The organism is Rhodococcus sp. RS1C4 (assembly GCF_002258225.1).
Taxonomy (GTDB): Bacteria; Actinomycetota; Actinomycetes; order Mycobacteriales; family Mycobacteriaceae; genus Rhodococcoides; species Rhodococcoides fascians_E.
The window spans coordinates 54,434-73,838 of record NZ_NOXZ01000044.1 but is presented as its reverse complement, the minus strand read 5'-3'; the positions used below and the strand labels follow the sequence as shown (position 1 = coordinate 73,838).

Annotated in this window: 15 protein-coding genes; 5 read left to right on the top strand and 10 right to left on the bottom strand. The window is 66.4% G+C overall.

Going from position 1 to position 19,405, the window contains the following annotated elements:
- Positions 1 to 60 precede the first annotated feature (60 nt).
- Positions 61 to 993: an aldo/keto reductase gene (locus CH289_RS22605; protein ID WP_019666295.1), complete on the bottom strand. Its 933-nt coding sequence runs from the start codon at positions 991 to 993 to the stop codon at positions 61 to 63.
- Positions 994 to 1,200: 207 nt separating this feature from the next.
- On the opposite strand from CH289_RS22605, the gene CH289_RS22600 reads away from it, so the two are divergent.
- From CH289_RS22600 to mshC, 5 genes are all read left to right on the top strand, one after another.
- Positions 1,201 to 2,043: an undecaprenyl-diphosphate phosphatase gene (locus CH289_RS22600; protein WP_170947582.1), complete on the top strand. Its 843-nt coding sequence runs from the start codon at positions 1,201 to 1,203 to the stop codon at positions 2,041 to 2,043.
- A 30-nt stretch (positions 2,044 to 2,073) separates the two neighbouring features.
- Positions 2,074 to 2,805: a histidine phosphatase family protein gene (locus tag CH289_RS22595; protein WP_037142282.1), complete on the top strand. Its 732-nt coding sequence runs from the start codon at positions 2,074 to 2,076 to the stop codon at positions 2,803 to 2,805.
- Positions 2,806 to 3,005: 200 nt separating this feature from the next.
- On the top strand, positions 3,006 to 3,599 hold the full coding sequence (locus tag CH289_RS22590; RefSeq protein WP_026347991.1) for a DUF3090 domain-containing protein: 594 nt from the start codon (positions 3,006 to 3,008) through the stop codon (positions 3,597 to 3,599).
- 35 nt (positions 3,600 to 3,634) lie between these two features.
- Positions 3,635 to 4,420 (top strand): SCO1664 family protein, encoded by a 786-nt coding sequence (locus CH289_RS22585; RefSeq protein ID WP_170947581.1) that lies wholly within the window; start codon positions 3,635 to 3,637, stop codon positions 4,418 to 4,420.
- A gap of 43 nt (positions 4,421 to 4,463) precedes the next feature.
- Complete coding sequence (mshC, locus tag CH289_RS22580; protein WP_026347989.1) at positions 4,464 to 5,705, top strand: cysteine--1-D-myo-inosityl 2-amino-2-deoxy-alpha-D-glucopyranoside ligase; 1,242 nt, start codon at positions 4,464 to 4,466, stop codon at positions 5,703 to 5,705.
- 33 nt (positions 5,706 to 5,738) lie between these two features.
- Here mshC and CH289_RS22575 read toward each other — a convergent pair whose 3' ends face one another.
- From CH289_RS22575 to CH289_RS22535, 9 genes are all read right to left on the bottom strand, one after another.
- Positions 5,739 to 6,965, bottom strand: a complete 1,227-nt coding sequence (locus tag CH289_RS22575; RefSeq protein ID WP_230621017.1) for a DUF2399 domain-containing protein — start codon at positions 6,963 to 6,965, stop codon at positions 5,739 to 5,741.
- The gene (locus CH289_RS22570; protein ID WP_094728660.1) at positions 6,955 to 11,121 is read right to left on the bottom strand and encodes a TIGR02680 family protein; all 4,167 of its coding nucleotides are present in this window, start codon (positions 11,119 to 11,121) and stop codon (positions 6,955 to 6,957) included. The genes CH289_RS22575 and CH289_RS22570 overlap by 11 nt, the downstream gene beginning before the upstream one ends.
- On the bottom strand, positions 11,122 to 12,528 hold the full coding sequence (locus tag CH289_RS22565) for a TIGR02678 family protein (protein ID WP_026347988.1): 1,407 nt from the start codon (positions 12,526 to 12,528) through the stop codon (positions 11,122 to 11,124).
- Positions 12,525 to 13,985, bottom strand: coding sequence for a TIGR02677 family protein (locus CH289_RS22560; RefSeq protein ID WP_027498511.1), 1,461 nt, complete (start codon positions 13,983 to 13,985; stop codon positions 12,525 to 12,527). The genes CH289_RS22565 and CH289_RS22560 overlap by 4 nt, the downstream gene beginning before the upstream one ends.
- Before the next feature lie 134 nt (positions 13,986 to 14,119).
- A complete protein-coding gene (locus CH289_RS22555; protein WP_019666284.1) occupies positions 14,120 to 14,419 on the bottom strand; it encodes a Rieske (2Fe-2S) protein in 300 nt (99 codons plus the stop codon).
- A complete protein-coding gene (gene nirB, locus CH289_RS22550) occupies positions 14,416 to 16,911 on the bottom strand; it encodes a nitrite reductase large subunit NirB (RefSeq protein WP_094728658.1) in 2,496 nt (831 codons plus the stop codon). The genes CH289_RS22555 and nirB overlap by 4 nt, the downstream gene beginning before the upstream one ends.
- Positions 16,911 to 17,258 carry a hypothetical protein gene (locus CH289_RS22545; protein WP_019666282.1) on the bottom strand — a complete coding sequence of 116 codons (348 nt, stop codon included), beginning with the start codon at positions 17,256 to 17,258 and terminating at the stop codon, positions 16,911 to 16,913. Before CH289_RS22545 ends, nirB begins: the two co-directional genes overlap by 1 nt.
- 90 nt (positions 17,259 to 17,348) lie before the next feature.
- Positions 17,349 to 18,485: an MFS transporter gene (locus CH289_RS22540; protein WP_094728656.1), complete on the bottom strand. Its 1,137-nt coding sequence runs from the start codon at positions 18,483 to 18,485 to the stop codon at positions 17,349 to 17,351.
- On the bottom strand, positions 18,482 to 19,393 hold the full coding sequence (locus CH289_RS22535; protein WP_051104939.1) for a PAC2 family protein: 912 nt from the start codon (positions 19,391 to 19,393) through the stop codon (positions 18,482 to 18,484). The genes CH289_RS22540 and CH289_RS22535 overlap by 4 nt, the downstream gene beginning before the upstream one ends.
- Between the last annotated feature and the right edge of the window lie 12 nt (positions 19,394 to 19,405).

Below are 19,405 nucleotides of genomic sequence, written 5' to 3'. Positions count from 1 at the left end.
CGCGAAGAGCGTTGCAGTGTCGACGAGAAGTTCACGCAGACAAGGTTAGCCTGAGTTGACTCAGCTGCTGACGTCGTCGAGTGCGGACGTGATGGCGCGAGGGAGTTCCAGGTCCTCGACGACCAGGATGCCGGTGAGCTGAGCGAGATCACGTGCACCGACGATCGCCGACGCCACCCCTGGCCGGTCGCGCGCCCAGGCTAGGGCCACGGTGAGCGGGGATGTCTTCAAGCCACTTGCAGCGGTGACTGCGGCTTCGACGACGTTGGCGGCGCTGTCGGTCAGGTACCCGGCGATCGACTCGGCGTAGGCGTCGTCGGCGCCGCGTGAATCGGCAGGTGTGCCGTGGCTGTACTTTCCGGTCAGTACACCGCCGGCGAGCGGAATCGCTGCCAGCACTCCGACACCGTGGTGCTGCGCGGCGGGCAGGAGTTCGTCCTCGATCCCGCGTGCGAGCAGCGAGTACTCGGCCTGCGTCGCGACGATTCGTCCTGCGTCTGCCGCGCCCGCCGCCGTCGCCAACTGCCAACCGAGGTAGCCGCGTGCGCCGACGTACCGCACCTTGCCGCTCGTCACCGCATAGTCCAACGTCGAGGCGATCTCGTCGACGGGGGTGTGCTCGTCCCAGGCGCCGACCTGCCACAGGTCCAGGTACTCGGTGCCGAGTTCGCGCAGCGTGTTGTCGAGTTGGTCGAGCAACGATCGGCGAGAGCAGTCGACGCGGTAGCGCCCACCGGTGGTGATCACTCCCGCTGCGCTGCTCACGATCAGTTCGCGCCGCGGGACGACGTCGTCGAGTACCTCGGCGAGTACGCGTTGGGCGCGGCCTTCGCCGTAGGACGGAGACGAGTCGACGAGTGTTCCACCGGCCTCGGCGAATGCCGACAACTGCGCGGCGGCGTCGTCGCCGTCCGTTCCGCTACCCCAGCCGAGAGTTCCGAGACCGAGTCGGGACACGCGCAGGCCACTGGATCCGACAGATCTCTGCTTCATGGTGTTCTCGAGATTCCTCACGTTGTGTCCGGCGCCAGATGAGCACAGTAGTGCGCCCGCACCGTCGATGCGAGCCTGCCGCGGGTCGTCCGCGTGTGTCGGCCTGTGCGGCAGTGCGCTGCCGGGTACCGTCGTGGCCGTGAAATGTGTAGAGGGCCCAGGTTTCGACGTGCTCGGGGAATCGGGTCGTGCGGGGGTGCGCCAGTGATCGGCGAGTCGATGACCTGGTTGCAGGCGATCATTCTCGGAGCTGTCCAGGGGCTGACCGAGTTCCTCCCGATCTCGTCGTCGGGGCACCTGAGGATCGTGTCGGAGGTGTTCTTCGGCGACGATGCAGGCGCGTCGTTCACCGCCGTGAGCCAGCTCGGCACGGAAGCTGCGGTGCTCCTCTTCTTCTGGCGCGACATCGTCCGCATCGTGAAAGCCTGGTTCGCCGGGTTGCTGGACAAGGCGAAGCGAGATCTCGATTACCGGCTCGGCTGGTACGTGATCATCGCGACCGTTCCCATCGGTGTCCTCGGCATTCTGTTCAAGGACCAGATTCGGACCGGCGCTCGAAACCTGTGGCTCATCGCCACCATGCTCATCGTGTTCGCGATCGTCATCGCGGTGGCCGAGTACGTCGGCACCAAGCGTCGCCCCATCGAGAAGATCACCACGCGTGACGGTCTCGTCATGGGTGCCGCTCAGTGCCTCGCGCTCATCCCGGGCGTGTCGCGTTCCGGAGCAACGACCAGCGCCGGGTTGTTCCTCGGTCTGGAGCGCGAGGCCGCCGTACGATTCTCGTTCCTGCTGGCGATCCCCGCCGTCACCGCATCCGGCCTGTTCTCGCTGCCCGACGCGTTCGAGCCGGCCGGGGAAGGACTGAACGCGTCGGGTGCGCAGTTGGTGGTGGCGACGATCATCGCGTTCGCGCTGGGGTACGCATCGATCGCGTGGTTGCTGAAGTTCGTGGCGAACCATTCGCTGTACTGGTTCGTCGGTTACCGCATCGTGCTCGGCGTCGGTGTCATGGCGTTGTTGTCGGCGGGCGTCGTCTCCGCGACCTGACGGCTCGCCGACGGATACTAGTGTGGTGCCATGACGGTGATCTTGTTGCGGCACGGCCGCTCGACTTCCAACACCGCAGGAACGCTTGCGGGTAGGTCACCCGGGATCGACCTGGACGACAAGGGGCGCGAGCAAGCGCAGCGCCTCGCCGAACGTATCGGCGGACTACCCGTCGAAGAGGTCGTTCGCTCTCCGTTGCAGCGGTGCGCGCAGACTGTCGAGCCGCTGCTCGAGCGCAGAGGCCTGACTGCGGTCGTGGACGACCGTCTCGAAGAAGTCGATTACGGCACGTGGACCGGCCGCAGCATCAAGGAATTGCTCGCCGAGCCGCTCTGGAAGGTGGTGCAGCAGCATCCGTCGGCGGCGGTGTTCCCCGGCGGTGAGGGTTTGGCTCAGGTCCAGGCACGGGCGGTGACGGCGGTGCGTGAACACGACCGCAGGCTCGCCGCCGAGTACGGGCGCGACGTGCTGTGGGTGGCGTGCTCCCACGGCGACGTCATCAAGTCGATCCTGGCGGACGCGGTCGGCTGCCACCTCGACGCGTTTCAGCGCATCGTGGCCGATCCGGCGTCGATCAGCGTCATCCGGTACACCGAGACCCGTGCTTTCGTCCTTCGAACCAACGACACGGGAGCCGATCTGTCGGGCCTCGTCGTCGCGGCCGAAAAGGCGCCGCACGCGGAGTCCGCAGCCGGTTCGCCGTCGGATTCCGATGCTGTCCCCGGTGGCGGCTCCGGGCCCGCGGCCCACAGTGGCGGATAGGTTCGGGGTCTTCGCCCCCTCGATAGCGGATAGGTTCGGGGTCTTCGCCCCCTCGGCGGCGGAGAGGTTCGGGGTCTTCGCCCCCTCGGCGGCGGATAATGGGCACTGCCCGCAGGGGCGGATAATGGAGAGCTGTGATCCTTCGTCGGTGAAGAATCACGAGACAGGATTGTCGACAATATCTAGACGCAGGAGGTGCAATGCCACGCGCAATACATGTTTTCCGCACCCCTGATCGATTCGTCGCCGGAACCGTGGGTGAACCGGGCGACCGATCGTTCTTTCTTCAGGCCGTGCACGAGCACCGCGTGGTGTCCGTTGCACTGGAGAAGCAGCAGGTGCAGGTCCTGGCGGACCGTATGGGATTGCTGCTCGACGAAGTGCATCGTCGTTTCGGCGCCGAGATCCCGCCCGAGGAAACCGAGGTCGGGGACACCAGCCCGCTCCTGACACCGATCGACACCGAGTTCCGAGTCGGGACCATGGGACTGGGGTGGGATGCGGATGCAGGCGCTGTCGTCGTGGAACTCCTCGCCGTGAGCGAATCGGAGATCGACGAGTCCGTCGTGCTCGACGACACCGAGGACGGTCCCGACGCCGTCCGCGTGTTTCTCACTCCGGTGCAGGCGCGAGAATTCGCCCTTCGATCCGAGCGCGTGATCGCCGCCGGACGTGCTCCGTGCCCCCTGTGCGGACAACCACTCACGCAGGAGGGCCACATCTGCATCCGGACGAACGGGTACCGACGCGACGCCACCTTCGGATCCGCGTCGGAACTCGGTGACGAGCTTTGACCGACACTCGGCCGCCGTTCGATGGCCTGCAGTCCATGACCGTCGGTGAGCTCACCGTCGTCGGACGGGTCGTCACGGCCAGCAACGCGACATTGGTGTGCGACGCAGCCGACGCTGCGGGCGGTGAACCCGTGCGGTGCGTCTACAAGCCGATTCGTGGCGAAGTTCCGTTGTGGGACTTCCCCGACGGGACCCTCGCCGGACGCGAGGTCGCCTCGTTCGAGATATCCGACGCCCTCGGCTGGGACGTCGTGCCCCCGACCGTGCTGCGGGACGGTCCCTTCGGGCCCGGCATGGTGCAACGCTGGATCGACACCCCCGAACCGCACGGAGACCGGGGCGACCGAGTGGATCTGATCGACATCTGCAGGCCCGATCTGGTCCCGTCCGGGTGGATACCGGTGCTGCAGGCGTACGACGGTGAGGGGGAGGAGGTCGCGCTGATTCACGCGGACGACCCTCGCCTCCAGCGGATGGCCGTTCTGGACGTACTGCTCAACAACGCGGACCGCAAGGGCGGTCACGCGCTCGAAGGACTCGACGGTTATGTCTACGGCGTCGACCACGGAATCTGCCTGCACTCGGAGGACAAACTGCGGACCGTGCTGTGGGGTTGGGCGGGCACAACCGTCGACGACGCGTTGATGGCCGACGTGGTGACCTTCGTCGACACCTTCGCCGACGCGGTGGAACCCCGCATTCGCGGGAAGATCACCGAGGCCGAGGTCGATGCTCTGCTGGCCCGCGCGTGCGCGTTGGTGGCCGACCCGGTCATGCCGGAGCCGCGCTCGAGCAGGCCGATACCCTGGCCGGCCTTCTGACGCCCTGCCCGCGCTCCGATCCGTCTCGGATAGGCTTGTACGCATGCAATCTTGGTCCGATACTGCCGTACCGTCGATCCCTGGTCAGGGGCCGCCGCTTCGGTTGTACGACACGGCGGATCGTCAGGTCCGGCCGGTCACACCGGGTTCCGAAGCAAAGATGTACGTCTGTGGAATCACCCCGTACGATGCCACACACCTCGGGCACGCCGCGACGTATCTCACATTCGATCTGGTGAACCGCATCTGGCGGGACGCCGGACACGACGTGCACTACGTCCAGAACGTGACCGACGTGGACGATCCGCTGTTCGAGCGTGCGGACCGAGACGGTGAGAACTGGATCGACCTGGGCACCCGCGAGATTCAGCTCTTCCGTGAGGACATGGAGGCGCTCAGGGTTCTTCCGCCCCGCGACTACATCGGAGCCGTCGAGTCCATCGACGAGGTCATCGAGTTGGTGGAGAAGCTGGTGGCTTCGGGTGCGGCGTACGTCGTGGACGATTCCGAGTTCCCCGACGTCTACTTCCGAGCCGACGCGACCACGGAGTTCGGATACGAGTCGGGCTACGACCGGGCAACGATGGACCGATTCTTCGCCGAACGTGGCGGCGACCCGGACCGTGTGGGCAAGCGTGACCCGCTCGACGCTCTGTTGTGGCGCGCCCACCGCGAAGGCGAGCCGTTCTGGCCGTCCCCGTTCGGACCTGGACGTCCGGGATGGCACATCGAGTGCGCCGCAATCGCACTGAACCGCATCGGGACCGGTTTCGACATCCAGGGCGGTGGAAGCGATCTGATCTTCCCGCACCACGAGTTCTCGGCCGCGCACGGTGAAGCAGCCGTCGGAGGCGGTCGGTTCGCCCGGCACTACGTGCACACCGGCATGATCGGTCTGGACGGTGAGAAGATGTCCAAGAGCCGCGGCAATCTCGTGTTCGTGTCCAAACTGCGTCTCGCCGGCGTCGACCCGGCGGCAATCCGCCTCGGCCTGCTGTCCGGTCACTACCGGCAGGACAGGGCCTGGACGGACGAGGTGCTGGGGCGTGCGACAACACGTCTCGCGTTGTGGCGCGCGGCGGCCGCTCTCGAATCTGCCACGAGCGCAGACGATGTCATCGTTCGGCTGCGTCAGCACATCGCCGACGACCTCGATACCCCCAAGGCGCTCGACGCGCTCGACGCCTGGGCGAGCTTTGCCGTGGAACGCGGGGGAGCGGACACGTCCGCTCCGGCTGCATTCGCGGACGCAGTCGATGCATTGCTCGGGGTTTCGTTGCGCTGAGCCCTCCGGCCGTTCTTGTCGGGGACGCTCGGCTCAGCTCAGGTCGCGCAGAAGATCGGGGATGGTCCGTTCCTCCATCACTGCCCGGCCGGACCGGTGCATCGCGTGTGCCAATTCGGGGTCCCACGGGCTCTCCGCGGGAAAACCTTTGAGGGGCTCCGAGTTTCTCGCATCCAGCGCCTGCTCGTAGGACTGCAGGTCCATCCGCCAGGGGACGGCGTCGTAGCGGGCGACAGCGCGACCGGTCATGCGCAACCCTGCCCAGTCGAAGTCGTTGCGCCAGTGGATCTCGGTCCCCGACCGGCGCCCGGCGAGCAGTTTGTGCACCGCAGCGGACGGTTGCCCGTCGGTACAGACGATCGCCCCGGACTCACCACCCAATGTTCGCGCTGCAGCGGCGATCACGGCGATGTTCTCGCACACGAAGATTCGGTCCGCGGTGTTGGTCAGTGGTCCCCGAGTGATCATGTCGAGCGTCAGAGGAAAGGGAATGCCCGCGTCCGCGGCTTCGTTCGACCACCGGGCCACCACGTGGTCCTCGGAGACCCGATACCCCAGCACGACGACACGGCTGGACAGTGCATCGACCGAGACGCCCGCGGTTTCCCACAGCAGACGAATGCCGACAGGATCGACCGGCCGCGGAATACCCTCCTTGAGAGACAACGCTTCCAGGACCAGCTTGGGTGCACCGCCGGACGAGAGAGCCTTCGTGTCGCCGCAGGCCAGCTCGGCCACTTCCGTCAAGGAAAGACCGTCCGCGGGAAGCACTGCGAGGACCTTGGTCGCGACAGCCAGAGCATCGACGGCAACGCGGCCGCCGAGGGTTCCGTCCTGATTCAACAGAGACGAGAGCCAGCGATCCAACCACTCGCCGTGATCGGTTGTCGCGAGCAGCGAGCGAGCGTTGTCGAGCGCCCGCGCCTTGACGTCGGCCTTGTCCGCGGCGATGCGCTTCTTGTCCTGCAGCGGTGCACGCTCTCGCAGTGTGTCCAGCAATCCGACACCGCCGTTGACGGAGTGGCCGAGCCAGGCGTCGAACCGGGCAAGATCGAGTCGTGACGACCTCGCTCGGCTCAGTTGAGACGACGATCCGTTCACTGCGCTCATGAGCCTCGACAGGTCCGGCGCGGCATCGAGCTGTACGGTGACGCTGCCCTCGACCTTCAGCCAGTTGGACTCCAGCTTCTTGCGTGCAGCGGCCAACAGCACGTCGAGTTCCGGTGTGCCGCGCCACCCGGCGCCGTGATCATCGGACAAAGTCGAGCCCACCTTCCGCTCGGGTCGGAACGCGCCTCGTCAGCGGCGACCCGAGTGCGGACGCCAGGTCACCTCCGTCGTGTTCCTGGAGCAGCTCGCCGTTCGCCCACACCATCAATGCTGCGCTGACGGTGTTCTCGGCCGCTGAATGCGCCAGGTCGTAGTGCGCACAGCCCGGCACGTCGGCGTAGGTGATCCAGAGGTCGAATCCGGTCATGAACAGGTCGAGATCGAACTGAACGCTCAGGCCGAGCAACTCGCTGCGACCGTTGTCGTCGACGCCTGCGAACGCTTCGTCGAGCGCCAGCAGCCGTGGGCAGTGAGGATCCGCGGAGGACAGCATCACATGCGCTGCGGCGAACAACGGCAGGTGAAGCGACACCGACTGTTCGCCTCCGGACAACGCACTGTGCTTGGCGACGGTGAGCCGATCCTCGGTGCCGTCGCCTCGAATCAGACTGAACGAGAACACACGCCAGCGTCGGTAATCCAGCGTCGATGCCAGGATCTCGGGATACGAGCGCTCGGGATGCGCAGCTCGGGCAATTCTGATCTCGGATGCGAAGTGCGCGCGCATCTTCGCGAGGTCGTCCGAGCTCAATGCCGACGCGTCCCGGTCGAGCAGCTTGGAGATCTCGCGGGCACCGTCGTCGAGATTGTCCGCCAGTACCCAATGCACACCGATGGTGTTGCCGGAGGACATCTTTCGCTGCTTCATCTCACTGGCCATCTGTCCGATGAGCTCACGAGCGTCGACGGTGCGTTCGTGGATCTGCTGTGCAAGCCCGGTCAGGAGAGCATCCTCGAGGATCCTGCGTTCGTGCTCGGTGAGGAGCGTCTCCTGGTTGGATCGTGCGTCGCCGATGCGGTCGGCGAAGTCGCCGATCGAGGAGTAGCCCTGTTCGTCCTGGACGCGAACCACTGTCAACCCGTCCGGGGCGTCCCACTGAAGTCGGTAGTCCTGACCGGACGACGCGAGCTGCGAGTCGAACTCCTGCAGCGCGGTCGTCAGCGACGTGCGCGTGCTCTTGCGGTAGGACTCACCGGCTTTCACCGATGCCGTGGCCTCGTCGAGCGCCGCGTGCAGTCCGGCGACTGCGACCGGGAGCACCTGGAAGTCGTCGTCCGGCGACGCCGCATGCTGGATGCGGTAGAGGATCTGCTCGACGCCGAGCCACGCGGAGTCGCTCGACGGCCACGCGTACGGATCGTGCACACCGAGAATGGCGAGCAGGTCCTTGCGTGCGTAGGGAGCGAGACGCTTGGCGTCGTCGATTCCTTCGGTGAGTGCAGCGCGCAGACTCTCCTGTGCGGTGTTGCACGCACCCTCGGCCTTACCGATGGCCTCGCCTGCGTCCTTGTCGGCCTTGCGGGCGGCGCGCTGCTCGACCTTGCACGCCTCGATCTTCTCGCGCGCACGTTCCAGATCGGCGTTGATCGAAACGGCCGTCGACCCGAGCTTCTCGCTGAGAATCTCCAGCTTCTGGACCTGTTGAAGATGACTCTCCTCGGCGATGGCCGCTTCCTCCGCGAGTTCCTCGGCCAGGCCGGTCTGCTCCTCCAACCTGTTCAACGCTTCGCGACCGCGTTCGGCCTCGCGCACGCGGTCACCGCGTCGGCGCAGGACCAGCTCGCCTTGATTCTGGAAATGTCGAATGGCCGCGGCCAGCGAGTCGATCTCCCGTGCGGTGTGCGGTGTGCGGTGCGCGACCGCCGTGGAACGTAGATGCTTCTCTCGGGCGGACAGTTCCGCGATGGCCTGGTCGAGTTCGGCGTCCGCAGCAGCTGCCCCGGCCTGTGACGTCCGCAAAGCCCCGGCGGATTCCGTCACGGCCTTCTGCGACTTGATGATCGCCGACGCCTTGGGCAGCTGCTTGGCTGCCGCGGCGAGTCCGCGAAGAAGGTCGGCGGCCGAGCGTTCCTCTTCTCGGGTGGCGTTCAGCGACGCCTCGGAACCGGCGATGGATTTGTCGAGCTCGGCGATACGGGTAGCGCGGCGGGCTGCGCGTGCCGTCGCTCCGATGTACTCGGCGTCCTGCTTCCGGTGCCGTCCCCGCTGAAGTCCCTGACGGAACCGGCCGTCGACACCGACACACGTCACGCCGTCGACCAGTCCCAACGAGATCGAGGACAGGATGTCTCGAATCAGTTCCTCCGGCACGTCCGTCCCCGACTCGGGAACGAGGACGTCCACCAAGGTGGGACCGGTCGGGCGGGACTCCACGGGAGCGGGAACGAGGTACTGCTCGGACTCGAGCGAGTCGGGGACGGCTGTCGGCGAGACCCAGCCGTCGAGCAGGTTCGCGGCCTGCAGTGCGGATTCGACACCTGCCGCCTCGGACGGATCGACGCCCTCGGCGAACCGCACGAGCTGCCACAGCGGCGCACCGAGCAGACCGTCACGCGAGGACGTGCGTGCCGCGAAGGGTGGAGGTGCGTCGTCGTGTTCGGCGCTGACGAGGTCCCGCTCGGCCCGCATCGAGGACAGTTCCTCGGTCAGCGCGGCAGCACCGAGCTGTGCGTGCGTTCGCCGAGCCCGGACGGTATCGAGTCCGTCGGCCGAGGCGTCGGCGAGCACGGTGTCCAAGCTCGGCCCGTCGTCCTCGCCGATACGCGGAACGGCGGCATCGAGAGCCTCGAACGCCGACGACGTGATGCCGGCGAGTTGGTAGGTGGACGAATGTTCGGACCACCACGCCCGCAGCGCCGACGTGTACTGCGCCCGTGCGAGTTCCACCGATGCCTCGGCTCCCGTCACGGCCGCGCGTGCGGCGTCCAGCAACTCGTGCGCCCTGGTGGCACTGCGGTCCGCGCGCGCACGTTCGGTGCTCGCCTTCTCCGCTGTTCCGAGCGCTTCCCGCACGGCGCGCACGTCGCCGTCACGTTCCTCGGCGTGACCACGCACAGCGGTGCTGAACTGGTCGGTGCGCGCGCCCGCGGGCATCGACGCCCACGCGATACCTGCGTCCTCGGCAGCGGCCTGCAACTCCTCCTCGGCGCGAGCGAGCGCTGTCGTCGCATCCTTCAGAGCAGTGTCCGCCCTCGCGGATTCGGTGGTGCGCTTCTCGAGTTCGGCCTGCGCACCCCGTGCACGCTCGGACTGTTGGGCGGCCGAGACCTTCAGTTTCGCAGCCGATTCCGCCAAGTCGTCGAGTTGCTGCTTGCCCTCGTACGCGCTCGAACGCTGCAGCGTCTCGCGATCGGCAAGGGCCTGGTCGAGGGCGCGTTCGGCGTCGTCGAATCGCTTCTCCGCCGCCAGACGCTCCTGCAACCGACGTTCCTTCAGTGCGGCTGCGGCGAAGTGCGCCGTTGTCGCATGGGTCACCGCTTCGAGCCTGCGGGAGACCTGTTCGACATCCGAGCGAGCCTGCACACGGAGATACTTCGAGTAGACCCCGACGAAATTCTTCGCCGCCTGGTCCGCCTGGGCAAGACCTTCGAGGGCCCGCCCGACCTCTTCCATGTCGCTGAACGAGCGCGCAGCTTCGAGCACCAACTGATCGTCGAGGGGACGCAGCCCGTCGGTCAGCGCCTGCGACAACCCCTTCGGATCCAGGTTCTTCGCGAGCTGCGGACGGCGAAGCGTCAGAATGAGATTGATCAGCTGGTCGTACCGCTCCGCGCCGAGTCCGAACATGCGAGCGTCGATAGCAGCCCGATAGTCCACGGGACGATCGGCCAAAGCGTCGGTGCCCAACTGCTCGACGAGTTGCTTCTTGGTGAGCGGGCGGTCGTCGGAGCCCAGCAACGAGAAATCCACCCCGGCGCGACCGTCGGCGACGAAGTACCAGCGAGTGACCTTGTCGTTCTGTCTGCTGGCACGCATTCCGATTCCGACGGTGACCGACTCCGGGTCCTCGTGAGTGCCGCGCGAGAACTCCATCCAGACGTAGGAGTGCGCGCTCTCCTGACCGCGATAGAGCAGGTTGGACTTCATCGTCCGTTCCTCACCCGCGAACGGGTTGAGCCGGCGCGGTTCGATGCGCCCGTCGAGGACGAAGGGGAACAGAACTTCGAGGGCTTTGGTCTTACCCGAACCGTTCGGACCACGGAGGACGAGCCGCCCGTCGGCGAACGAGAACTCCTGGTCACGGTAGTCCCACAGGTTGACGATTCCTGCTCGCGTCGGGCGGAAGCGCTCGGAGTGTGCGGTCATCTACTGCGCCTCGATTTCTGTGTCCGTGGAACGGCTGTCGAACAAGGAGTCCTGCGGTACCCGGTCTCGCACGCTCACCATCACATCGCGATACCGGGCGATGACGGGAAGCACGAGAACTCCGCCGGACATGATGTGCACCAACCGAAGTCGATGCAGCATCTGCACCGCTCGTTCACGCAGGCCGTCGGGGTCGGCTTGCCACTGGGCGGCGAACGTGCGGCCGAAACGTTCGACCAGATCGGCGACGGTGTGCGCGAGCCAACTGTTCTCCACGAACGGATAGGTGGCCGGTGGGGTGCCGGTATCGGGGACAGGGCCCGTCGGCGACCCGAATTCGGCCAGGTCGTCGAAGATTCCGCCGCCGGGGATGGCCGCATCCAGCCGCGTCACCAAGTCGTCGTCCGCGACGATCGCGTGGTGCGCGAGCGCATGGTGTGCGAGGGCGTCGGCGTCCGGGTCGACGACACGGTCGGATATCTCGCCGGCCAGGAGCAGTGCGACCTGGGCGATGGTGCCGGTACTCGGGAACCGTACGTCGGACATCCTGCCCGCGGTGTCGATCAGCGTGACACCCTCGGCGCGGCGTTCGGACACCAAGCCGGTGAGCAGTTCCACGTCGGCGACGGTTCTGTCCGCCGCGAGTGCGGTGCGTCCGTCCTGATCCAGATCCTCGAAGTACACGACGGGGCGTTCGACCAGAGCGCGTCTGACCTTGCGCAACGTCTCTTTCGGATCCGTGGGGCGCGCGGCGTCGTCGTCCGAATCCTCGTCGACCGGGGAGTCGGATCCCACGAGTAGGCCGGTGACCGAACGCAGATGCTGCACTGCTCGCGGCGGCCGGAACAACGCGACGACCACCGAACGCTCGATGTCGTACAACGCCTCGCCCGAGGACGGATTGCTCGCCCAGCCCGACGCGTCCCCGTCGGCGAGAGAGATGGCACCGCGAGCTGCCAACCAGCCGACCGCGTCGACGAACGCATCCCGGTCGGACGCTCGATCCGCTTCCAACTCGACGCCGTCGACCTGCCCGGCCTCGGCGGCGACGTGGTCGGCGAGCTCGGACAGAGTGATCTGGTTGCCTGCTCGTCCCAACGCGGCCATGGCCAGTGCCAGGTAGGCGTATCGGCGTCGATCGAAGATGCGGTCCGAGGCCGTGCGGGCGGGTTGGCTCGGATCGAGCGAGTCGATCACCGGGTACACGCGGGCCGTCGTCTCGGTGACCTCGAGTCGATACCCGAAGAGTTCGAGAAGGTCCTCGCGCAGTTCCGTCGCCCACCTGCGCAGAAGTGGCAGCGCGATGCGGTCCGGATAGTCTCGGGTGACCAGGTGGTTCGCCAATGCCACTCTCGCGGCGCGCTGGTAGGAATCGAGTGCGAGAGAAGGTATTTCACGTGCTCTCATCGACCGGCCACCTCGGCCACGTCCAGCTGCAGACGGTCCAGGTGCAGTCGGCCGCGCGCCGTGCGCACGACGGTCGAGGTCTCGGATGTGGTCAACGTGAGCTTCACCCCGCTGTCGGATCCGGTGGATCCCGACGTTCGTCCACTGACCCGAACTCGCGCGGTCAGTGCGGCGTTCAGTAGGCCGAGCAGCACCTCGGTTTCCTCCTCGTCGAGGGTCCGTTCGTAGACGCCGTCGGACGCCAGTGAACGTGCGGCTGCACTGCGGACTCGCTGGGCTTCGAGTTGCTGCTCGCGGAGCCTCCTGATTCCGCCGTCGTTGCGTTGCACCCGGCCGGGAAGCCCGGGCGACGGCGCCCGACCGGTCTCCGCCAGCGTCCGTGAGATCTCCACCGGTGGTGCCTCCCACCAGGAGCGGGAGGTGGGGATGATGTCGGCGTCCGGGTGCACCATCGACAGATGGCGCGGACGGCCGAGCCCGAACACGGCGTGGAACAGGGCATGCGCACTGTCTTCGCTGGACGTGTTCGCAAACCATCCCGCCAGGTGACGGAGCTGACTTTCACGGCTGACGCCGCCCTTCCGGGTCTCCGTGACGCGTCGGAGCAGCGACAGCACGGCCGCGATCGCGCTCATGGTGCCCTCGCGGAGGCGTTCGGACTCGCTGAGCTCGGCGTCTGCTGCGACGAACCAGTGCGACAGGCCGGACCACCGTGCCCGCCAGTCCGCCGTGCGTTCCTCGACGGTGAGGAACACGCGCTCGTCGCTGACCGCCGCCCGGTGGATCAGTTCCGATATTCCGGTCGACTCGACCACCGCGATGGCTTCGGCGAGCTTGGGTGCGTACCGCGTCAGATCCGAGCTGAACTCGCGCATGTGCGTCAACAGCGCATCCTTGTGCACCAGAAACGTCTCGGGGGTGATTTCCGTGGTACGCACCAGGTCGCCGAGAACGAGGTAGAAATGTGCTGCGCGCGTTGCCATTTCGGACAGCGTGGAGTCCAGGCGGCTAAGCTTACGGTAGATGCGATCGCCGTCCGCTTGCCGATTGGCCTCGGCGAGCTCGTGCATGTCGGCGAGAAGTTCGGGCAGAACGAGCCGGGACAGAGAGGCGTCGTCGAGCCGTGCGCCCAGCACGTCCTCGACGGCGCGGAATGCCTTGTACCCGGCGCCGCTGAACTGATACACGAAATGACGGTTCCGATACTCCGCGAGTGTCGCCGCGCGAGATCCGTCGTAGCTCCGCTCGAGTAGTTCCCACGCGTGCAGTTGTTCGAGCAGGGGCGCGATCTCCGCCGCTCCGAGCCGAAGATTCTCCGGCGCATTCCTCGCCAGTGTGTCCGCGACATCGGCGGCGTGCAGCAACACGACGTAGTTGGCGCGTGCGATGTCGAACGCGCGCAACACCCAGAGGTACTCGGCCCGCTTCTCTGCCACCGTGAACGCGAACAGTTTCAGCCGTTCTTCCTGCAGAAAAGCAGTCGCAGTACTGTGCCGGATGTCGTCGACCACCGGCTCCGCTCCTGATTCGCTCACTGCAACAGGGTAGGCGTCCACTGCCCAGGAGCGAAAAACACGCCGAAGGGTGCGATTCAGACGTCGACGGTGACCTTCCCGTCCACCACCGCTGCCGGGTATGTCCTGACGGAATCGATGCCGCTGGGGCACACACCCGTGTCGAGCGAGAACGTGTACTGGTGCAGCGGGCACATCACCACGGAGCCGTCGATCTGGCCGTCCGCGAGCGGGCCTCCCTTGTGAGGACAGACGGCGTCCATGGCGCGTACGGTGCCGTCACCGAGCAGGAAGACGGCAACCTGCTTGCCGTCGACCACATAGGCGCGGCCTTCCCCAGGTGTCAGGTCCTCCACGGCACCGACGGGGATGCTCATCGGACCGGGACCCGAGGCAGCGGAAGCAGGGGGAGCGACGGTGCGAACTGGGCGGGCGACTTCTGCTCGACCCGGTCCTGCCACGGGTCGCGGTAGCCGTCGACGGACGTCTGCATTCGTTGCTCCAATCCCGCGACGATCCCGTCGGCGTCCTCGATCAAGATCCGCTGGAGTGCTTCCAGGCCGATACGGGGAACCCAGGCGTAGGTCCGCTCGAGCCAGTGGGCCGTCTCCCGATAGTGCTGGATGAAGATTCCCGCGACACGGATCACTTCATCGGCGCCGACCACGGTGGCGAGCAGATCGCCCTTCCTGATGTGCGCTCCCGCTGCACCGCCCACGTAGATCTCCCACTTGTCCTCGCCGACGGACACGACACCGAGGTCCTTGCACAGTGCCTCGGAACAGTTGCGGGGGCAGCCGGCGACGGCGAGTTTCAGCTTCGCCGGGGTCTCCAAGCCCTGGAACCGGTCCTCGAGCGCGATGCCCAGTGCGGTCGAATCGCCGAGACCGAACCGGCAGAAGTCGCTGCCGACGCAGGTTTTGACGGTCCGCATGCTCTTGCCGTAGGCGAAACCGGACGGCATGTCGAGATCGCCCCACACCTTGGGGAGGTCTTCCTTCTTGATGCCGAGCAGATCGATGCGTTGTCCGCCGGTGACTTTGACGAGCGGCACCTGGTACTTGTCCGCGACGTCGGCGATCCTGCGCAGTTGGTCCGGGGTGGTGACGCCGCCTTTCATCTGGGGAACCACCGAGAACGTGCCGTCGCGTTGGATGTTGGCGTGGACGCGGTCGTTGATGAACAGTGCTCCGCGCTCGTCCACCCAGTCCGGTCCCCACACGGTGCGGAGCAAGGACGCCAACGGCATCTTCGACGGCACGTCCTCGCGGCCGCCGGTCGCCAGTTCGGTGAACACCTGCGACACCGACCTCAGATCACGCTCGCGGATCACCTCGATGAGGGCGGGCTTGGACAACGGGATGCACGGGACGTACCAGTCCGCAGCCGGGTCGGCTTCGACCGCGCCGCCTGCGGCACAGGCCAGGATGTCGGCGACCAACCCCTTGCACGATCCGCATCCTTTCCCGGCGCGGGTCGCGGCCGTGACGTCGCCCATCGACTTGGCACCCGCGTGGACACAGGCGACGATCGTGCCCTTCGTGACTCCGTTGCAGTTGCACACCTGAACGTCGTCGGCCAGTTCGGCAGCCCCGGTCGCCGCGGTAGGGGTGCCCATGTCGAAGAGCATGCTGATCCGCTCGTCGGGCAGCGGTACCTTCTCGTCGAACGCCTGCGTCAAGAAGTTCGCTTTGCTGATGTCACCCAGAAGCGTTGCGCCGATCAACTTTCCGTCGCGGACGACCACGCTCTTGTAGGTACCGCTTCTGGGCTCGTAGAACTGGACGAACTCGTCGTCCTCACGCTCGGGTCCCTTCACGCCCATTGCGGCGACGTCCACCCCGGCGACCTTGAGCTTGGTCGTCAGCCTCGAACCGTGGTACGCGGCAGCGGGATCCGTGCCGGTCAGGTGCTCGGCAAGTACCACGGCCTGCTCCCACAGCGGTGCGACGAGGCCGTACACCTCGCCTCGGTGCTGGCAGCATTCACCGACCGCGAAGATCGACCCTTCGTCCTCGCAGCGCAACTGGTCGTCGACGACGATTCCGCGCTCGATGACGAGGCCGCCCCCTCGTGCGAACTCGACATTCGGGCGGATTCCCGCGGTGACGACGATCATGTCCGCGGGCAGCGACGTGCCGTCGCCGAAACCGACACCGGCCACTGCGCCGGTCTCGGTGCGCAGAACGGAGGTCGTGCGTTTGGACGTGTGCACTCCCACGCCCAGCGATTCGATCTTGTTCCGCAGCAGCTTGCCGCCGCGTTCGTCGAGCTGCTGGTTCATGAGATGACCGGGGGAGTGCACGACGTCCACATCGAGGCCCTGCGTGCGTAGACCGTACGCTGCTTCGAGTCCCAGCAGGCCACCGCCGATGACCACTGCGCGCAGGTCGTCCTGCGATGCCGCCATCTGCAGCATCCCGTTGGTGTCCTCGATGGTCCGAAACCCGAACACGCCGCGGGCAAGTCGGCCGTCGGGTTCACGGAGTCCGTCCATGTTGGGGAAGAAGTTGTTGCTTCCCGTCGCGATGATCAAGATGTCGTAGGCCACGTCGCGACCGCTCTCGCATCGCACCGATTTCGCGAACCGATCGAGGGACACTGCTCGGTCGCCCGCGTACAGAGTCACGCCGTTCTCCCGGTACCAACTCATCGGGTTCAGGAGGAGATCCTCGTCGTCGACGCCGGTCTCCCCGGCAAGCACGTGCGAGAGCATGATGCGGTTGTAGTTGCCGTACGGTTCGTCGCCGATCATCGTGACGTCGAACCGATCGGCGCTCCGTTTCAGAATTTCCTCGACCGTTCTGGCGCCTGCCATTCCGTTGCCGACCACGAGCAGGCGGGTCCTGTTCGATTCGGACCCCGACATCAGATCAACACCAGACCGAAGTCGACGACGACCTCGCCCGTCGTTCCCTCGGGAGCTGCGACGACCAGCTCCAGGACCGAGTCCGGGTCGACGTCCTCGACCACACGCAACGGGATGTTGACCCCGCTCTTGGCTCCCATGGGGAACAGACGCATCGGCTGCCCGTCCCGGAGCAACGAAACCACGACGAGTTCGTCGCTGGAGTTTCCGCCCCTGAAGTACAGCGGCTGCGCGATCGATCCCGACGGTACGACGAAGGTGGTGGACGGGTCGACGTTCTCCGGCTTGTCGAGTCCGTGTCCGGTGAACGGGAAGACGCCCTGCAGAAACCGCGGTGTGCTTGCCATGCCACGACTGTCGCGCCGAACGGTGACGCGGTGGAGGCGTGCGGGTTACGGCAGGGTCAGAATGTGCTCACACGACGTCGTGCGCGGATGTCAGGGCGCGGAGGTTCGGGGCATGGCGAGGGGCGCGACCACGGCGAGAAGCACTGCGGGTACGAGGAATCCCGCCGACGGATGTGCGAGATACAACGGAGTGAGAGCGAGCGGCGCAACCGCCGCGCCGGAGAATCTGAACGCCTGCACCACCGACACTGCGCCGCCTCGGCTGGACCCGCCTGCCAGTACCGCGGCGTTGACGCCGACGAGAACGAACTGCGACGCGATTCCGGCGACCGCCCAGGCAGCTGCGACCGCCCACAGCACGGGCACGGTGCCCGCAACCGCCACGAGCGCCGCACCGGCGACGGCACCGATCAGCACGGTCCGCTGTGCGCCGAGGCGATCGATGAGGCGTCCGACGCTGCGCGCGGTCAGGATGCCGGTGAGCCCGAACACGGTCAGGAGCAGTCCGCGTTGGGACGCCGTCAGTCCGAACTGATCTTCCGCGCGATACGCGAGGAGGAAGTTCACCCCGCCGAGTGCTCCCCATCCCAGGAGCGCCACCACGCCGACTCTCAGAACGTAGGGCCGCAGGGCGTCGCGCAGACGTTCGCGGGGAGGTGCTGTCTGCTCTGCAGTGGTGGTTCTCGGGAGACCGACGACGCCGAGAACCGCGGACACACAGGCGAGAACGACGAACGCGTATCGCCAGTCGAACTCGGCCGAAAGACCCCCGACGAGCGGGGCGCTCGTCTGTCCGGCCGCCTGCAGGGCACCGAACGTTCCGAGCACCCTGCCCAGCCGCGCTCGTGGGGTGGCCTCGGCGAGAGTCACGAGCAACAGTGGGGTCGTGAACGCGTTGCCGCATCCCTGCACTGCGCGAGCAGCGAGCAACACCTCGAGGCTCGGTGCGAACACGCACACGATCGACGCGGCCGTGTACACCGCATAGGCGATGCGGACGGTGCGAAGGCGTCCCCAGCGTGCGCCGAGCGTTCCGGACACCAGCATCACCGCGGCGAACGGAAGCAGGTACGCAGTCAGGGATGCCGACGCCGATCCTGTCGACACGCCGAGCGAGGCACCCATCTCGGGAAGCATCGAGGCCACGAGGGCGCCGCCGAACGGACCGAGAAATCCCCCGAAATAGAGCGCCGCAACACGCAGGCGCCCGGGGTCGGAACCGATCACAGCCCGAAGTTGCCCGGCCCTCGTCGACGCAGGTAGCGCTCGAACTCGGCAGCGATGGCGTCCCCGTCGATCTTGGAGATGGCCTCGGAGATGTCGACCTCGGCGTCGCCGCGCTCCTCCAGGGTGCGGACGTATTCGCTGATCTCCTCGTCTTCCTTCGTCATGTCGGTGACGGCTTCCTCCCATTCCTCGGCCTGAGTGGGGAGTTCGCCGAGCGGAACCTCGATGTCGAGAACGTCCTCGACACGCTGAAGCAGCGCAACGGTTGCCTTCGGATTCGGCGGTTGCGAGACGTAGTGGGGCACGGCCGCCCAGAACGAGACCGCCGGAACACCTGCTTTGACGCACTCGTCCTGCAACACGCCGGTGATGCCCGTCGGACCCTCGTAGCGCGTCTGCTCCAGGTTGAAGCGTTCCGCCGCTTCGACGCTGTACGCACTGCCCGTCACCGGAACAGGACGGGTGTGCGGGGTGTCCGCGAGCAAGGCACCCAGGATCACGACGGTGTCGACACCGAGTTGGTCGACGAACTCCAGCAGATCGTCGCAGAAACTTCTCCACCGCATGTTCGGTTCGATACCCCGAAGCAACACCACATCCCTGGCGCTTCCCGGCGGTGAGCACACCGACAACCTCGTCGACGGCCACTGAATCTCTCTGGTCACACCGTCCACCTGCCGAATGGTCGGCCTGTTGACCTGATAGTCGTAGTAGTCCTCCGAGTCGAGCTCGGCGAGAGGCGTCGCATCCCAGATCAACTCCAGATGCTCGACGGCTCCGCTCGCGGCGTCGCCTGCGTCGTTCCACCCCTCGAACGCGGCGACGAGTATCGGGTCGCGGAGGGTCGGGAGTGGAAGATCGTCGTCGTCGAGTTCGGAGGCCGTCGGCACCGGTGTTGCGTTCGACACAGCCGAGGACAC